The organism is Granulicella aggregans (genome assembly GCF_025685565.1).
GTDB lineage: Bacteria > Acidobacteriota > Terriglobia > Terriglobales > Acidobacteriaceae > Edaphobacter > Edaphobacter aggregans_B.
Map to the genome: position 1 here is coordinate 539,195 of NZ_JAGSYE010000001.1, position 16,998 is coordinate 556,192.

Annotated in this window: 16 protein-coding genes; 4 read left to right on the forward strand and 12 right to left on the reverse strand. The window is 60.8% G+C overall.

Going from position 1 to position 16,998, the window contains the following annotated elements:
* Positions 1-7 precede the first annotated feature (7 nt).
* Together OHL18_RS02245 and OHL18_RS02250 are read left to right on the forward strand one after the other, a co-directional pair.
* Positions 8-562, forward strand: a complete 555-nt coding sequence (locus tag OHL18_RS02245; RefSeq protein WP_263373206.1) for a PPC domain-containing DNA-binding protein — start codon at positions 8-10, stop codon at positions 560-562.
* A 54-nt stretch (positions 563-616) separates the two neighbouring features.
* Positions 617-1,429 (forward strand): energy transducer TonB, encoded by an 813-nt coding sequence (locus OHL18_RS02250; protein ID WP_263373207.1) that lies wholly within the window; start codon positions 617-619, stop codon positions 1,427-1,429.
* Between the two features lie 17 nt (positions 1,430-1,446).
* Here OHL18_RS02250 and OHL18_RS02255 read toward each other — a convergent pair whose 3' ends face one another.
* From OHL18_RS02255 to OHL18_RS02280, 6 genes are all read right to left on the reverse strand, one after another.
* The gene (locus OHL18_RS02255) at positions 1,447-2,169 is read right to left on the reverse strand and encodes a hypothetical protein (RefSeq protein ID WP_263373208.1); all 723 of its coding nucleotides are present in this window, start codon (positions 2,167-2,169) and stop codon (positions 1,447-1,449) included.
* A 31-nt stretch (positions 2,170-2,200) separates the two neighbouring features.
* Entirely contained in the window at positions 2,201-3,514 is a 1,314-nt protein-coding gene (locus tag OHL18_RS02260; RefSeq protein ID WP_263373209.1) for an MFS transporter, read from the reverse strand.
* Positions 3,515-3,577: 63 nt separating this feature from the next.
* Positions 3,578-4,384 (reverse strand): GAF domain-containing protein, encoded by an 807-nt coding sequence (locus OHL18_RS02265; protein ID WP_263373210.1) that lies wholly within the window; start codon positions 4,382-4,384, stop codon positions 3,578-3,580.
* A 70-nt stretch (positions 4,385-4,454) separates the two neighbouring features.
* On the reverse strand, positions 4,455-6,011 hold the full coding sequence (locus tag OHL18_RS02270) for a flavin monoamine oxidase family protein (protein ID WP_263373211.1): 1,557 nt from the start codon (positions 6,009-6,011) through the stop codon (positions 4,455-4,457).
* 258 nt (positions 6,012-6,269) lie between these two features.
* Positions 6,270-6,773 carry a response regulator gene (locus OHL18_RS02275; RefSeq protein WP_263374571.1) on the reverse strand — a complete coding sequence of 168 codons (504 nt, stop codon included), beginning with the start codon at positions 6,771-6,773 and terminating at the stop codon, positions 6,270-6,272.
* Positions 6,774-6,935: 162 nt separating this feature from the next.
* On the reverse strand, positions 6,936-7,700 hold the full coding sequence (locus OHL18_RS02280) for a Crp/Fnr family transcriptional regulator (protein WP_263373212.1): 765 nt from the start codon (positions 7,698-7,700) through the stop codon (positions 6,936-6,938).
* Positions 7,701-7,910: 210 nt separating this feature from the next.
* Between OHL18_RS02280 and OHL18_RS02285 the strand changes: the two genes are divergently transcribed.
* Complete coding sequence (locus OHL18_RS02285; protein ID WP_263373213.1) at positions 7,911-9,323, forward strand: alpha-amylase family protein; 1,413 nt, start codon at positions 7,911-7,913, stop codon at positions 9,321-9,323.
* Positions 9,324-9,418: 95 nt separating this feature from the next.
* Here OHL18_RS02285 and OHL18_RS02290 read toward each other — a convergent pair whose 3' ends face one another.
* The 4 genes from OHL18_RS02290 to OHL18_RS02305 all read right to left on the reverse strand — a co-directional run bounded on the left by OHL18_RS02290 (position 9,419) and on the right by OHL18_RS02305 (position 13,444).
* On the reverse strand, positions 9,419-10,585 hold the full coding sequence (locus OHL18_RS02290) for a glycosyltransferase (RefSeq protein ID WP_263373214.1): 1,167 nt from the start codon (positions 10,583-10,585) through the stop codon (positions 9,419-9,421).
* A gap of 186 nt (positions 10,586-10,771) precedes the next feature.
* Positions 10,772-11,944, reverse strand: coding sequence for a hypothetical protein (locus OHL18_RS02295; protein ID WP_263373215.1), 1,173 nt, complete (start codon positions 11,942-11,944; stop codon positions 10,772-10,774).
* A 147-nt stretch (positions 11,945-12,091) separates the two neighbouring features.
* Positions 12,092-13,054, reverse strand: coding sequence for an LOG family protein (locus OHL18_RS02300; RefSeq protein WP_263373216.1), 963 nt, complete (start codon positions 13,052-13,054; stop codon positions 12,092-12,094).
* A gap of 45 nt (positions 13,055-13,099) precedes the next feature.
* On the reverse strand, positions 13,100-13,444 hold the full coding sequence (locus OHL18_RS02305; protein WP_263373217.1) for a hypothetical protein: 345 nt from the start codon (positions 13,442-13,444) through the stop codon (positions 13,100-13,102).
* Between the two features lie 129 nt (positions 13,445-13,573).
* Here OHL18_RS02305 and OHL18_RS02310 point away from each other — a divergent pair, with 129 nt between their 5' ends.
* Positions 13,574-14,257, forward strand: coding sequence for an HAD family acid phosphatase (locus OHL18_RS02310; RefSeq protein WP_263373218.1), 684 nt, complete (start codon positions 13,574-13,576; stop codon positions 14,255-14,257).
* A gap of 25 nt (positions 14,258-14,282) precedes the next feature.
* On the opposite strand, the gene bla is transcribed toward OHL18_RS02310, so the two are convergent.
* A complete protein-coding gene (bla, locus tag OHL18_RS02315; RefSeq protein ID WP_263373219.1) occupies positions 14,283-15,185 on the reverse strand; it encodes a subclass B3 metallo-beta-lactamase in 903 nt (300 codons plus the stop codon).
* Between the two features lie 113 nt (positions 15,186-15,298).
* On the reverse strand, positions 15,299-16,942 hold the full coding sequence (locus OHL18_RS02320) for an AsmA-like C-terminal region-containing protein (protein ID WP_263373220.1): 1,644 nt from the start codon (positions 16,940-16,942) through the stop codon (positions 15,299-15,301).
* Positions 16,943-16,998: the final 56 nt, after the last annotated feature.

Below are 16,998 nucleotides of genomic sequence, written 5' to 3' on the forward strand. Positions count from 1 at the left end.
AGCCTCCATGCGCCTGTTCTCGCTCGCCGTCCTGCTTGTCGTTGCCACTCCCGCTCTGCCCCAGCAGCCGCCAGCGGGAATGATCTCCCCGTCACGTCCTGTTGCAAAGGGCATGGCTCCCGGAATGAAGTTCAAGCTGGTGCATACGAGTCCGGGCGAGCGCGTCTACGCCATCATGTTCAGCAAGGGCGACGAAGTCATCAGCGGCCTTACCGACTTTGCTCGCCAGAACCACATCAGCGATGCGCACTTCACCGCGATTGGAGCGTGCGAGAGCGCGCTCCTGGCATGGTTCGATATTCCGCAGAAGAACTACCGGCCTATCCCGGTGAACGAGCAGAGCGAGGTACTCTCCATGACCGGGGACATCGCGGGCTATCTCGGGCAGCCCATCGTCCATGCACACTCGATACTCAGCCGTCCCGATGGCTCGACGCGCGGAGGACATACCTTCGAGCTTCATGTGAACCCGACGCTCGAGGTCTTCCTTACGGCGGACGACATACCGCTCGAGAAGAAGCAGGACCCTAGTGGGCTTAAGCTGATCGACCCGGCGGAGTAAGTGAGGGGAGAAACCTCTACGAAGCTTTCCACCATCAGTTATTGTGGTGACACCATGCTGAGTCTCCGCTTAAGGCTGTCTCTCTGCGTTCTGTTGCTTCTCGCCGGAACTGCTCTCAACGCCTCCGCCCAATCGACCGAACAGGACATCAAGAGTCGGCTGAAAGGTAAGCCCCTCTATCTGCGTGGCTCATGGAGTGAAGAGACCTTGCGTTTCGACTCCAAAGGAAGACTGATCGGTAACCCGAAGCCGATTAGCTTCACTCTGGCGGGCTTTGATTTCAAGTCCGTGAAGGTGAAGTCCGATCAAGTCGTTCTTCGCGGCGATCGTATCGGGACCGAGTTCGACAAAGATATTGCAAAGCGGGTAGAAATCGGGCCGTTGCAGATCGTGATTGCGAAGCCCGCAGATGGCGATGTCAATGCCGCGCTCGATGCGATCTTTGCGGACGATCTCGAAGCACTTGCGCCGTCACTGCCTTGGTACTGGCAGGGTTACGCCAACTGCAAACTACTGCCGACCACAGATGCCCCTAGGTGTTCGCTCTACCAGAAGGCGGTGCCGTCAAAGGACGGATCAGCGATGAAGTCAAACAAATGGGATTTGCCCCCACATATCACGCACCGGGTTGATGCAACCTTCAGTGCCTACGCGTCGCAAATGCGCTATTCCGGAGCGACGATCGTAAGCGTTGTCATCAAGCCCGATGGTAATCCTTCCCAGCTTGCCGTGATCCATCCAGTTGGCCTCGGTTTAGACGAGCAGGCTCTGGCGGCAGTTGCGCAGTACAAGTTCGCTGCTGCCACACGGAATCAGGTTCCCATTGCCAGCGAGGTCGAGATACAGGTCGACTTTCATATCTTTTGACTCTGCCGCAACCGTCTTCAATGAATCGCAGTCACCTTGTTGTGCTCGAACGTCACGTCCACCGGATGCCCTTGGTTATCGAAGTTCACCGTCCGGTTGCCGACGTCCTGACTTTGGCTCTTGCTCACCTGTCCCAGCGCGAGGACGACCTGGCGCTCGCTCATGCCCATGACGACCTTGTGCGCGTCGACTGCGGCCCAGACGTCGGCAGGCCAGTTGTAGAGCTTGTGAGGGTCATCATAGAAGAAGATCTGGTCGGTGAGAAAGGTGTACTGCCCCTCGTCGTGGTAGCCCACGGGGGTTGCATAGACAGCCGAAGGATCGCTCGATTTAGGCAGGGTGAAGGCGAGTAGCACCTGGCGGTCGCCGCCGGGGATGCGGAAGGTCGCCGTCTTAGGGGCGACCTGCTCGAAGGCGTCTTTAACGACGAGCGGATCAGCGCCGAGCAGAAGGCCTGCTGAGTGGGCGTAGTCCGCCTTGTGGTTCGCGTACTTGAAGTAGTCGAGCTGGCCGCCGGCGGAGACCCAGATCGTCTTGCCGATGAGCTCTTTGATGTCCTTCATGGAGTCGGGGCGCATCTGCTTGAGAAAGACCAGATCGTCCGGGTCCATCTTCGCCTGGGCGACCTCGACCGGCTTGGCCTCTTCGTGCCGGCTCTTGTAGATCATGCCTACGCGCACGCCCACGGCGAGTATCAGTACTACCGTCGCTCCAATCGCTGCCTTCTTCCCAGTCTCCATCCATCCCCCATAGCTCTGTTGTACAACGATCTTATTCTGGCTCCGCGACGCTTAGTTCCAGGTCTGCCCCACGCAGCGATTCTGCCGTCAATTGATCTGCTCGACGCAGCGCGGGGAACAACACCGTTGCCGCGCCGGTGACGATGAGTGATCCGATGCCACCGATCACGACGGCCCGAACCGCTCCCCACCAGTGTGCCGTGAGGCCGCTTTCAAACTCGCCAAACTCGTTCGATGCGCCGATGAACAACCAGTTCACCGCTGAGACCCGGCCGCGCATCTCGGGCGGCGTCGCAAGCTGAAGGACGCTGCTGCGGATGACGACGCTCACCATGTCGCTTGCTCCGACCAGCACCAGGGCAATCAAGCTGATCCACATCGTCGTCGACAATCCAAAGACGACCGTGGCCGCGCCAAAGACTCCTACGCAACCCAGCATGACCTTGCCGGCATGGTGCTTGATGGGCCGCCAGACCATAGTCAGGCTGACCACCAGCGCTCCGACGGAGGGCATCGCTCGCAGCAGGCCTAGCCCCTGCGGCCCGGCATGAAGAATCTCCGTCGCATAGATCGGAAGCAATGCCACAGCGCCGCCCAGCATAACGGCAAAGAGGTCCAGCGAGATCGAACCAAGCAGCAGCTTCGTCTCCCAGACGTAGTGCATTCCGGCAAGCATGGTCTTCAGGTTGAAGGCCTTCTTCTCTGTGCGCTCCACGCGCGTGCGGATCATCGAGACCAGCACGATGAAGAGGCCCAGCATAATCAACGTAAAGCTGTAGACGATCGCCGCGCCGTCCATCTTCGCCATCGATCCGGCCAGGGGAAGCGTGAAGAGCAGACCACCTACCGCCGGGCCTGCCATGTTGGCGATCTGGTAGATGGTCGCGCCCCAGGTGATCGCATTCACGAAGTGGCCCTTCGGCACCAGGCTGGGCACCATCGCGGACGATGCCGGGCCGCTGAATGCCCTGCCCAGACCGATTCCCACCAGCACCGTATAAATGGGCCAGATATCTTGAATGCCATGCAGCGCGAACCAAAGCAGCATCGCCGTACAGACGAACTGGACGGTGTAACAGATGAGGATGATCTTGCGGCGGTCGTAGCGATCGGCCACGTGTCCGGCTGCCAGCATGAAGAAGAGTCCCGGCAGGAAGAGCGCTAGACCGGTGTATCCGAGATCGAGCGCGGAGTGCGTGATCTGGTAGACCTGCCACGCGACGGCGACCGACTGAGCCTCCGCGCCCAGGATCACAAAGAGGCGCGCGCTCTGATACAGCCGGAAGTCGCGCGAGCGAAACGCGCTTCCGATCTCAGACTCAGGTTCGTTTGCTGCGACAGCCATGCTCCTATGCTTTCACAGCCGGCGGAAACTCTCCATCTCCCGCGTGAATGTCTCGCTAGAAGATCAGCCGTGACCCTTCGGCAACGCCAGCAGCCGCTGCACCAGCTCCGAGAGCCGGTTCAGATCTTCGAGCGCCTGCCGCCCCCAATCCCTTGCCCCGTCGCCACAATGCCCATCCGACGCGAGATAGAGGACATTCGTCAGGCTCTGGAGAGGATTGTTGATCTTATGGGCCAGATCGTCCGCCATAGCCGCCGCGGCCGCGGCGCTCGCCTTGTCTACGAGCAGTTGCTGCTGACGCTGCTGCCTGACGCCCATCGCGGCGAAGTCGGCAAGTACCTGCATCAGGCGAAGGTCCTCACCGTCGAACGCCATCCGGCGATTGTGCGCCATGATCCATACCGCGCCCTGACGCCCGTCTACCTGCCAGGGCAGCAGAATTCCGTCAGTCACCGTCGACCCCTCGATCCCCATCAGCTCAAAGTGCCGCTGGGAGACGCGAAAGAGCTGCGGACGACCGCGCTCCAGGCAGATGCCACTCGCGCTCGGGTAACGCGGAAGGATGGTGTTCAGAAAGCCGGCGTAGCTGCCTGCCGTCGCAATCCAGTGATAGTAGTCAGCTTCCGTCTTGTCCGGGCGTTCGACGCTGATGCCGGCGCTGTCGGCACCGCACAGGCTGACGGCGGCGTCCACAAGCTCCTGCAGGATCGTCTCTGGACGTTCCACGAAGGCCCGAGCGAGTCGCTGCAGGCCTTCGATCTGTTTCGCAGGATCGTGAACGTGGAGCCGCCGCTCCACAAATTCTGCATCGCTGAAGAGGTCAATCACCTCGAGACCGGTATCGAGCGGGTCCCAGGCAACCGTAGTCATGGAGTTTGCATCAAGTGACGCACCTATGTGAGGTAGCCTACACGAATTGCGTCACTCGAGTGACATTGGCTCATGCCGATAGCGTGGCGTTGCCTCCAGCCAGCCGTGCGGACTTCACCTTATCGCTGATCATGTCCACAGCACGGCGAGCGCTCAAGGCCGCGCCCTCCTGCCAGCCGACGATGTGGCTGGCGGTGTCGCCAGCGAAGTAAATGGGGCCGTCGGCCTTGATGACCGTCTCGTATCCCTGCTTACCGCCGCCGTAGCTCTGAATCCACGAGCCTTCGTTCCACTTCACCATGCGCCAGCCGCAGTAGATGGGGTTGGTCAGCTCTTTGCCGTGACCGGGGTGCAGCTTCTCGATGGTGCCGCGGGAGATGGCGAACTTCTGTTCCATGGTCATGTCGGAGAAGCCCTTTACCTGCGACTCGTCCATATAGCCGGCGACCACGATGCCGGTGGGGTGCATCAGGCGCCCGCTGGGATACCAGACCGGGCTCGGCCCCTGCGCGACGAACGAAAGACCGCCGTAGATGTTGTAGTCCTGCTCCCAGAAACGGCGCGACTCCCAGGCGATCTTGAGGGAGTGGCCCATGGTGCTGCCGTCGATCACGGACTTCATCTCCGGCGAAAAGTCGTTCGGGGTCTTCTTGAGGATCGAGAACGGCATCGCGCAGATGCAGTATGCGGCTTCGATCTTCTTCTCGGCTCCACCCTGCGTGTAGGAGATCGCGACACCCTTGCTGGTCTTGCGGATTTGGGTCACCGGGGAGCTGTACTGAACGATGTCGCCCAGCGATTTTGCGAAGGCATACGGAATGCGGTCCATGCCGCCGACCGGCTGCATCATGGTCGCCTGCCAGTCGTTCGCCTCCTCATAGAGCAGGCCGTTCCAAAAGTTTTCGTCGAGCAGGGTGTGCATGTCCATGGGCATCTCGTTGACCGGCTCCTGGTCGCCGGCTCCCGGATACACCTTGTACCCCGCCCGATCCGAACCGACATACTTGCCCGACTTGTCCAGCGGCCCATAAACACCCAGGAAGGACACCATCCGCTCGCGATCTTCTTTTGTGATCTCGGCGTCCAGCGCTCCCTGGTTGATACACTTTGCCAGCAGTTCGGAGACGTGGCCGCGGGTATCGTTGACCGCCTTGCGCTGCACTACTGGCTTGCCGTCATTGGCTTTATCGTTCTGCAGCAGCGACGAGCGCGTGGTGTTGATCTCCACTTCCATGGGCACGCCGAGCTCGCGGGCGTAGCCCAGCATCGTCCAGTGAGTGCTCGGCAGACGAGCGGGGCCGAGGTTCTGGTAGTTGCCCTCTTCCCACTTGATCTCCTGCACGGTGCCATCGGTGAACTCCACCTTGGTGCCCTTGCGGCCGGTCCAGTTGCGTCCGCCGGGGCGCTCGCGGGCCTCAAGGACGGTGACTTCGTAGCCAAGCTTGCGAAGCTCATAGGCTGAAACGAGGCCTCCGATGCCAGCGCCGAGGACGACCACCTTCGTTCCTTTACCAACGCCCGGAGCGGCATGGATGGCCTCAGCCAGCACGCCCTTCATCGGCAGCAACCCCAGCGATTGCATCGTCGAAAACGCAGCGCCGTATCCGCCAGCCTGCCCAACACGCATAAGAAAATCGCGCCGTGAAATGCCCCGAGCCAATGCCATGGTTCACACCTCTGAAATTTTGAAAAGGAAGGCCGCCCGCGATCAAAAGAGTGAAGATACACCGAAGCTCCCGCGTCGTGGCAGGTGAGCTGGGAACTCTTTTGGGGTAACAGGTGGTATCCCAATCTTCGGGTTCGGGTACAGATTTGTCAATTGAGGAGGCGAGAGGGTGTCAGGCAGGTTTGAACAGGCCGCTGCCTGAATCGACAACAAAGTGGACTAGCAGGATCGCTTAGGCCTTGGCAGATTCTCCGCCGGAGCGGAATTGCAGTGGCGACGCGGATTCATTGGTTGGACGGTCGCGTAGTAAATTTGCGTTCCACGGTAGACACAGGACGTTTCATGGATCACAAAGTCTGCTGCTTCCACCAATAAGGAGAACGCTCTCAGGCAGTCGGAGCAACTGATGAGCACCTTCGCCCGCGACGAAGCATCACGCTCGGTGGGCGATATCCAGATTGGAGTGGCTGCGCTGTTTCGATTTCGCGATACTCTATCCAGTGCGTTCTGCAGGATCTCGAAGAGGTGTTTGAGACCCGTGGCCTTGGCGTAATAGGCGTCCGCTGCGATCCCGTGCGGCACTCGCTCTCCCGCGAACGCCCCGCTGGTGGCAATGACGTAGACGCCGGGGATGCGCCTTCGCACGACGGACAGAAGCTCGAATCCCGACATCCCCGGCATGTTCAGGTCGGACAGAATGATATCTGGAGGCTCTGCCCTGATCTGCTATAGAGCCGTGAAACCATCCTTCGCCGAGCAGACCTCGTGCCCGCGGTTGGCTAAAGACCTGGGACAGCAACTCTCTTGTAACAGGTTCGTCGTCGACGATCAGGAGCGTTGGTTTTCGTTGAGTCATTTGCAATCTCCTCATTGGGGACAGCGTGCTCAAGCGCGAACATTATCCGTCAGCTTTGATCGTTTTTTCCCAACCGCTGAGAGAGCAGCCTGGCTGCGCTCCGCGTCTGGCACGCGACCCGATCCGTCCTCGGACAATTGATCGTGCAGGATGACATTCAAGAGTGATTTGTGCACCTTGATCCGGCCGTTGTACTCGATAAATCCAAGCTTTCTGAACCGGTTCATAAAGAAGCTCACCCGGGAGCGCGTGGTGCCGATCATCTCGGCAAGCGTCTCCTGCGTGATCTTTGGAATCAGCGTCTCGGGATCATCGACTTTGCCGAACTCAGCCATCAGCAGGAGAATACGGGCAAGGCGCTTCTCACTGGAGTTGAAGAGTTGATCGACCAGGTCTGCCTGAATCCTCATGCTCCGGGCCAGCAGGAATTTGAGGAAGAGGTCCGAGAAGGCGTGCTCTTCGCTCATGACGCGAATCATCTCTCCTCGTTCAATCTTCAAGGCGGTGCATCCGGTGATCGCTGTGGCCGTCGCCATGCGAAGACCGAGAGGACCGGCGATGGACTCTTCCCCAATAAAGTCCCCGGCAGCCAGAAGCGTGATCGTGGCCTCCTTGCCGGTCTTGGATACGACCGTGAGCTTGGCTCGGCCTGTTTGCAGATAAAGGACGAAGTCAGCCGGCCCACCCTGTGAAAAAAAATTCTCAGTTGGCTTGAGATGAACGATCTTGCGCCCCAATCCTGCATTCGCGAGAAACTTGGCGAGATCGAATGAGTCTGGGGTTAGCGGGGTCATATGTCGTTCTTCCGTAAGTGAGCTAGATGACATAAGCATCGCATCTCAGAGACGGTGGAGACTGTTCTCTTTTGCTCATCCGGTCGAAACATACAGCCAAAGATCTGAAGCCAGCCATCCGGCGAACGTCGCTGGGTACAATGATTCAAGGCTTGGGTGAGGGACACGTTCTGCTCGCTGCGTCGTCCCTTGGCCATCCGCTTACTCCTCATGAACAAACCGGTCCTGAAGCGCTCGCAACGAACTACGATCTGTCTGGCGGCGCTGGTCGCCCTTTCGCTCTCTGCAAAGACGCCCGCGCAGACGCTGGCGCGGCCTGGGTGGGTGGGTTCCGGGATGACGGCCCGGACGTGGTTCAAACACGCCGTACTGTATCGGATCGATCCCCGCACCTTTGCGCAGAGCAGCAAGGAGCCGGAAGGCTTGGGCGGGACGCTGAAGGGGATCACGGAGCGGCTGGACTACATCCACGACCTGGGCGTCGATGCGATCCTGCTGGATGAACTGGCCTCCGGCCCGGGCACGGTCGATCCTGCCCTAGGGACGATCGATGACTTTGATGAGCTTTCGCTCCAAGCCAGCAGGCGCAATCTCCGCATCCTGCTGACGATCTCGCACCCGGACCCTGCGCTGGCCCGCTACTGGCTGACTCGCGGCGTCGCCGGGTTTTACGTTCCGGGCGACCCCAACTCGCCGGCCGTGGCGGCCATCCGGAGGTTGCTGCCGAGCTTCGTCGGCCAACGTGTGCTTATCACCGACGCGGACCTGTCCAGTGATGCCGCCAAGTCCCCAGCGAATGAACTCCAGCTCGACACAGCTCTGCTGAAGCTGCCGACACCGCCCGCAACCAACGCAGCGGCGGAGTTGAGAGGCGCACTCGAGGGCGATCAGGCGCTCCTGCGGACCGGATCTCCGGCCATGGCAACCGATGCCCAGGGACTTCCGCACAGTGTGAACCGCTTTGCGCCCGCGGGATCAGAGCGTGAGGCAGCGAAGATGATCGCCGTGGTTCTTCTGCTGAATCGCTCGGTTCCGGTGATCTACGCGGGACAGGAACTCGGAGTACATTCAGGGGCGGCGGCGATGATGCCGTGGGGCAAGCCTCCCGTTACGGAGCCTGAGCCGACCGAGGAAGCGGCTGCGCCGAAACCGGCCCCACCGCCAGCACCGTTTACCCCTTCAGAGCGTTACGTGCCCTACGTCGCACCGGTCAAGCCGGTAAAACCGGCCAAGCCGGCGCCGCCTGATCCGGCGACAGCAGCGGGGCAGGAGCTCAATCCCAACTCCGTGCTCAGCTTCTATCGCCAACTGATCCAACTGCACCATGGAAGGAACTCCGTCCGGGATGGCGACGATGTCCTTCTCAACTACGACAGCTCCAATGCGCTCGTCTGGGTGCGGAAGACTGCTAATCCCAGCCTGGCCAATCCTCCGCTAGTGGTGGTCTGCAACCTCTCGGCAAAGCCTTTGAGTCTTCCTATCAAGGCTGACCTGACCAATCTTCACCTGCGCGGCAGCTTCCTGCGGTCGGTGCTGAATCCTGAGTCGCAGCCGGTCTCGATGGACCTCAATCCGGTCGTGCTGCCGCCGTATGGCGTCTACGTTGGCGAGTTGCGTTACTGAGTACGACAGAATGCGGGGGTCTCTCCACTACGCCGCGCGATAGAGCCGCGCGACTCCGGTCGAGATGACGGAGTTGATTCAGGTTAGAACCTTCGCTAGGGGACTAGAGCGTCTTGATAGGCGTCATAGACACGGCCGAAGACAGCGTCCCAGCTACAGCCGAGGGCGTACTCACGGGCGGCGAGGCGCATCCTGTTCAGGCGATCCGGGTCAGTCGCGAGCGTGGCTACGGATGAGGCAAAGTCTTCGTCCTTCGCCACGAAGCCGGTGACTTCGTGGGTAACGATGTACTTTGGGCCGCCGTCGGGCGTCACGACGGCGGGGACGCCGCTCGCCAGCGCTTCAAGAACGACGTTGCCAAAGGTGTCCGTGTGCGAGGGGAAGACGAAGATGTCCATGTCGGCGTAGGCCTCGGCGAGGGCTTCGCCACGGAGCACGCCAGCGAATTCAGCCTGGGGAAGCTGTTCGCGCAGAAGGGCCTCGTCACCACCCTGGCCGACGATCAGGAAGTGGACATCGATCCGCATCGTTCGCAGCTGTTCGGCGACCCGGACCAGCAAGGCGATGTTCTTTTCGATCGAAAGCCGGCCGACGTATCCGAGGGTGATGCTCCGGTCTTCCGCCAGACGGCGGCGCTTGGCGGGCGTGAAGAGGTTCGTATCCACTCCACGCTGCATGAGGTGGCAGGGCTTGCCGGTCGCCTTCTCGAGCATCGCGCAGAGTTCGAGGTTTGGCGCGAAGAGCACGCGAGCCAGGCGATAGAAGCGAGCAGTTGCCGCGAGGGTAGCGTTCTCGATGCCGCGCTCGGCGGCGGGGATGTTTCCGGCTGGCAGCAGACCAGTCAGGCCGCGCATGCGCTTGGCGAGGTATTCATGCACGTTCGTGTGCCAGGAGGCCGCTAGAGGGATGCCTATCTTCCAGGCGAAGAGAGCACCGAAGATGCCCAGTTCGCTGGGGCCGGTGATGTGAATGATGTCGGGCTGGAAGATTTTGAGCTGCCACTCAATCTGGTCGTAGTGCCGCCAGAAGATTGCGTCGAACTCGAGGTCTTTTTCAAGACGGATCGAAGTCCGGCTGCGCATGAGTTCGAGCGAGCGAACCTCTCCGCTTTGCACGACTGGCTCATCGCGATCGCCCGCGCGCACACAAAGAAAGGGCAGGTTCCTGCGCAACGCATAGGCCTCGAAGTTGCGGCTGGTATGCGCGACGCCGTTGACCTCGTGGAACGAGTCGGGAAAGTAGGCTACGCGAGGCACGAGCATCGCCTAAGAGTATCGCGATCCGGTTGAACGCTTGGTGAAGAAGTGAGACCGCAGGCCTGCAGCCTACACGTGCAAGAACGAAATGCGGGGGTCTCTCCACTGCGCGGCGGACGATAGTGCTGTCCGCCGTTCCGGTCGAGATGGCACTTCCATTGGATCTGACGGCTCTTTGTCCGCTGAGGGACGCTATGCGTCGATTTCGGCGAGGGCGGCGCGCATCTCTCCGGCGTCGCTCCAGGCCATCTTCAGGCCGCGGGCGACCGGCCGGGCCTCCATCATGCGCACGATCTTCATCGCTCCCGTAACCACCCGGGGCACCACGTTGTCCTTCCACAGAGTTGAGAGCGGACGGATGATGCCGTTCGAATCCGGGTGGAAGACGCGCTCGTCCCACGTCCGCATCCCTTCAGGGAAGTGAGGGTAGTCGCGGATGGCGTCCAGCGTACCCTGCAGAATGCGGTGCTTCCAGGGCTCGCGGTATTGGGGCATGAAGAGGGTGTGGCTGATGCGCTCGCGGCGCACTTCGTGGACGAACTCGTTGAAGGTGGTCGCGTTGGTCAGGTTGACGTTGGCGTTCGGCTCGATGCCGTGACGGTCGCCGCCCGAGATCGTGATCTGGTTCCACTTGCCTGCGAGCACGGTGACGGCGGCGTTTTCCTTCCAGGTGCGCAGGCCGTTGAGTTCGAGCGCATGGATGTACTGGCCGTTGATGGCGAGGAACTCGTTGACCGAGACGCCGTGCTTGTCGGCCCCGACGCGGTAGAGGTCCCAGAGCGGGTGATTGAAGATGAGCAGGACGCCGGGAATCTCATCGAGTTCGGCGAGGATCTGTGTCAGCAGCTTGGGGTCACGGCCTTCGATGGGCAGGGCGGTGAACTCGGCGAGGCGCTCCTGCCACGCGGTTCCAGTCGCGCTGGGCAGATTGTGAACGCCAAGATGGAAGGCGGTCGGACCGAAGGGGACAGTCCACTCGAGCGAGACCGGAATGTGCCGGGCGGAGTTAAGCGAGCGCAGCAGCATCGGAGCGTTGATATCGTCGTGGTCCGAGATGGAGACCAGGGCGGGAAGCTGCAACTGATTCTGGATCTGCTGCTCTTCAAGGTCGAAGGCCAGCTTCGGCGTCAATGGCGGAGTCCAGTAGCTCTTCGTGTATTGCGGGCGGATGCCCGTCTTCTCGGCAGAGCGGTCTTCGGCCCAGCGCATGATCGGCATGAGCCATGGCCAGTCCTGGCTCATCTCCGCGATGAAATCCAGCGTCTCCTTCGACTGATTGGTGTGGCTGTGGAGCGATACGCCTGCTTTGAAGCCCTCAGCCGACTTCGGCTCCCGCCAGAGATAAGAGATGCTGGTATTACCCATTCGCCGCCCCCAAATGCACCAGGTTGAGAATCCTACGCATTCAGTATCCCGGAGCGATGTGAAGTTCGCGTGACTGCACTGAGAACGGTGCTTCAATATCCCGTAAAAGGTACCAAAGTGGATACAACTAAAGTACCTTTCCGGCGGTTATCGCGTCTTGGCGATGTCCGGACCCAGGATCTCCTGGGCGGAGAGTTCCGGCGTCTCGGGAATGGCTTCGCCGCGGCCGTGCTCCATGTGGTGCTCCAAGAGCCCTGCCTTAAGAACCTCGAAGGCCTCCTCGGGTGTATCGACATACTGGAAGAGGTCGCGGTCTTTCATGGCAATCGCTCCCTTTTGGGCCAGCAGGTCCAGGTTGATGACGTTCTTCCAGTAGTCCGGACCGTAGATGAGGATGGTGATCTTCTTGGCGAGCTTGTTCGTCTGTGAGAGCGTGAGCAGCTCGAACATCTCGTCCAACGTGCCGAAGCCGCCGGGAAAGACCACCAGCGCCTTCGCCAGGTAGGCGAACCAGTACTTCCGCATGAAGAAGTAGTGGAACTCGAAGTTGAGCTCTGGGGTGATGTAGGGGTTGGGAAGCTGCTCGAAGGGCAGCTTGATGTTGAGGCCGATGCTCTTGCCGCCCGCCTCGTAGGCGCCTCGGTTGGCGGCCTCCATGATGCCTGGGCCACCGCCGCTGGTGACGACAAAGCGGTGCCTGCGGCCGGGGAGCGTCTTCGACCAGGTCGTAAGCATGTAGGCGAGCTTGCGGGCGTCCTCGTAGTAGCGGGCCATCTCGACGGCAGATTCGGCGAGCATGAGCTTTACTTCGCTGGCTTCGCCGCTCTCGACCTCTTCGGGGCGCGCGGGCTGCTCGGCTGGAGGAGCTGGATTGGCAGAGCCTGTGTTCTCAAGGAGTTCCAGAGCCTCGTTCGCTTCATCAAGAGCGCGGAAACGTGCCGAGCCGAAGAAGACGACCGTGTCCTCGATACGCTGGCGGCGGAAACGCGCCATGGGCTCCGAGTACTCGGCCATCATGCGGAAGAGGCGACCGTCGGGCGAATCGATAAATTGGCTGTTCTCATAGGCAAGGGGCGCTCGTTCGAGGCGTTCCGGTTTGGGTCGCGACATGGATGACTCACCTTTGCGTGTGCTTTCGTGGCGCGGCAGCAGCGTTTAGCCTCGCGATTCGCGGTAGTGGATGGCCTCGGAGATGCCAATCCAGATGTCGAGCGCGCCCAGACCGGAGATCAGCCCGCGAATGGCGCCGTTATGCAGGATGCTGGCAAGCTGGGGGCGGGCGTCGATGAACATGTTCTGGTCCCACATGCGCGGCCACCACGGCAGCACCATGACCAGCACGCCCAGGTAGACGCAGAACAAGACGAGCACGAAGAGCGACATGCGCTGCAGCCAGATGGGAGCGCCTGTCGAAGACTCTGCCCTGGGCGGAGGCGGAGCGATCGTAGATGGAGCCGACTGGGGCTCCTGCTCGGGGAAGAGTTGTGGCTGTACCGGCATCGATCTCCCAACCCCGAAGATATCAGACGGCGGCGGGGCGACTGCACAGAAAAGGAACGATCTCCTGGATGGGAAGAGCAAGGAAGGTGTTAGGCTTTTCAAAATTCCATTGATGGAGTGGAGGAAACCATGCGGCGAATCCTCTTAGCGCTTCTGCTTTGCTGCGGTCTAAGCGAAGCCCAGCAGGCCATCGCCCCAGTTCCCGGCGAGCCGGCCAACCTCGACGCACTGAAGACGCGGCTAACCCAATATCACTCCTGCACGGAGACCGACTGCTATACCCCGCAGATGGAGCGGCAGGCCGACCTTGCCATTCAATTCCTGAAACAGAGCGTGGCGGCGGCACCACCGAAGGCGAAGCTGGCCATGGTGTTGGATATCGACGAGACCTCGCTTTCGAACTGGGCCGTCGAAGTTCACGACGACTTCGGATATATCCCAACGGATTCGAACTGGTGTGTCGCGTTGCATTGCAGCCCGGCGATCCCTTCCACTCTGCGCCTATTCCGCGAGGCGTCGAAGGCGGGAGTCGCCGTGTTCTTCATCACCGGCCGGCCTGAGGGTCAGCGAGCCGACACAGCTGCAAACCTGAAGGCAGCGGGGTTCGATCACTGGCAGGAGCTGTACCTGCGACCCGAGAACCATCCGAAGTCGCAGACAACGATCGAGTTCAAGTCCGGCGAACGGGCGAAGATCGTCGCACAGGGCTACAAGATCATCCTGAACGTCGGTGATCAGCTAAGCGACCTCGCTGGAGAGCCCCAGGCGGAACACTCGGTGAAACTTCCGAATCCTTTCTACCTCATCCCCTAGTCTTTGAGTGGCTTGATTTGCGGAACTACTTGCCCGTCTCCTTTGCGATCCGCAGGTCGAGCTGCTTCCTTGCGTTCTCCGCAAGTTGCCTGCAGGCTCCGGGATCGACCATCGGATCGGGTGTGACGCCAGCCTTGCGCTGCTCCATCTTGTCCCAGATGTCGGCGACCTCAGGATGGGCGGTGAGCAGGATATCGCAGGGGACCGCTTCCAGAAACGCGAAGCTCTTGTCGAAGTCCTGGATGGCATGCGGGTTGGTGGAGTTGTGGGTGAACTTGTAGCTGTCGGAGGAGACTGCGCTGACACTGTCCGCGTAGACCATGCTGTGACAGAGATTGCCCTCGCAGGAGGTCCACGTCCAGCTGGTTCCGCCGGAGGTGTGGCCCGGAGTGGGATGCGAAGTGAGCGCCAGAGGGCCGACGTGGACGGTCTCGCCTGGGGTGAGCACCTTCACCTTGGCGACCTTCTCAAGCGGCAGAAGTATCTCAAACTGTGGATCGGCGGGATCGTTTTCGCCTGTTGAGAGCACTCTGGCGCTGGATGGGCTGGCCATTACGGTTGCGCCGGTCATGCGCTGGAGTTCGGCGATACCACCGGCGTGGTCGAAGTGGATGTGGGTGCTGAGGATGAGCTTTACGTCTTCTACGCGGAAGCCCAGCGCGCGGATGTGGGCGGCGATCTGCGGAGCGGATTCGGCGATGGCACCGTCGATCAGGATGTGTCCGGCGGGCGAGGTGATCAGGATGGAGCTGATGCCGTGCGGTCCAACATAGTAAGTGTTGCCGAAGATGCGGAAGGGTTCCTGCGGCGTGTTCCACTCGGCACAATGGCTGCAGTTTGGCGTGGGGTTCTGCGCAGGCAGCCGAACCGTAGCGGAGATCGCGAGAAGCAGCGTCAGAGAAGCCAAGAGGGCGCGGGGGAGATTCATCGAAGACGAGTCCTGGAGAGACGTGATTCTCCGATCGTAAACTCGGCAGAGGCACGGCGGAGGCTGGGTCTCGTTTCCACAGGCCTCGCCGGGTTGGCGATTCGGGTTCGGAGCTAGAACATCTTCTTCATGTCGACGCCGAAGTGCGGATCGGACTTGGTGCCCTTGATGGTGATGGGGATTTCGAGGCCTGCACCGTTTTTTCTGAGGAGCGGATCGACGGCCTTGAGCAGCATGCTCTTCCAGCCTGTGGTCATGTGGGAGGCGGTGGCGTCGGTGCGGACGACGCCCTGGAAGTCGAAGCTGTTCCCGGGCAGGGTGTAGGTGCCCTTCAGCCGGATGACCGCACCGGGTATGGTGTAGTCGAGCGTCGAGAAGTGCATCGTGCCGTTCGCCTGGACGAACTCGCCACTGACGCTGGAGGCGACGGGGGTGGCGTCCTGGGCGTTGGCGGCCTTGGGATTGCCCTGGGCGCGCATGCTCATCTCGTTAATCTTAAGCTGCATGGCCGGATTACCGAAGGAGGCCTGGTCGACGCTGAAGGTGCCTGCGAGCTTCATGCGTCTGGAAACCGTCTCCTTGCCTGGCGGGATGCTGAGATTCTGGTGGAGCGAGAGATAGCCTTCGAGGACAGGTGGCGCGGTCTTGGTCGCAAGGGTGAGGACATCCTCCATCCGGCCCTTGGTCATATCCACGATCAGTTCGACGTCATGGCCGGTGACTCCGGTCTCTGGAACTCCGATGCGCATCACCGATCCCGAACAGTGGAAGACGGACTTCTGCAGCCGCGCATCGACGCGGGTCAGCGTGGTGTCGCCGGTCGTCCCGTTAACGATGGCGGTGAAGTCCGTGTGCAGCGGCACTGGGTGATCGCTGATGTCGAGGCGAAAGTCTGGGGTATCGGTCACGCCCTCGACGTTGATGTGGTCGAGCTTGCCTTTGAACTTTCCTGTCGAAGAAAGAATGCCCGCGATGCCCTTGAACGGGCCGAGGTCGGCGTTGGTGAAGGAGTAGTCGCCGTCGATGGGTGTGTCACGCGGGTCGTCGGCCTGCCACGGGCCGAAGTGGCCGGTGGAGTGGATCTGGCCGACCGGGCGGGCGTTGGTGAGGACGGCGTCGTAGAGCAGCGGCTTGCTCGCGCCGACGTCGGTGAGGGTGATGTTCGAGAGATTGAAGACGAGTGGGAGTTTACCGGGCTTGGTGGTCTCGATGACGAGGCGGGAGTTCTCGCAGATGATCTTGTCGAAGACCAGGCTGATCTTGGGTTGTTTTTGCGGCTTTGGGTTATCCAGCTTGCGCGGGATGTGGCCCATGCCGTGCGGTGGGACATGCAGATCGAGACCGGAGACGTGGACAGTGACGATGCGCGTGGTGGGTTCGAGCAGGGCCTTGAAGTTCGTTTCGAACTCGAAACGGTCCACGCTGATCATGGGAGCGGGATTGTTCGGGTTGGCGTCCGGCTTGGTCGGTCCGGCTAAGTACAGGATGCGCAAGCCGCCACCCGTGACGTGAATCGTGGGGCCGATATCGAGGTGGAAGGAGTCCAGCTCGACGGGACTGTTGAAGCGGGCTGAGAGCGAGGCAACAACCCGATCGCGCAGGATCTGATCGGCGTGCGTGCGGAGGTACTTGTACTTCGCCCAGAAGGCGATGCCGGTAACCGCTCCGGCGACAACAACCACCGTAATCATGATGAACCACCACCGCCGCCAAAGAGGTTTGCGCCGCGTTTCCGCCGCCCCCGATACGCCTTCCATCGATTCTCTCTCCTACCGATTAGGATGCACGTCTATCGGATGCGAAAATAGAAGAA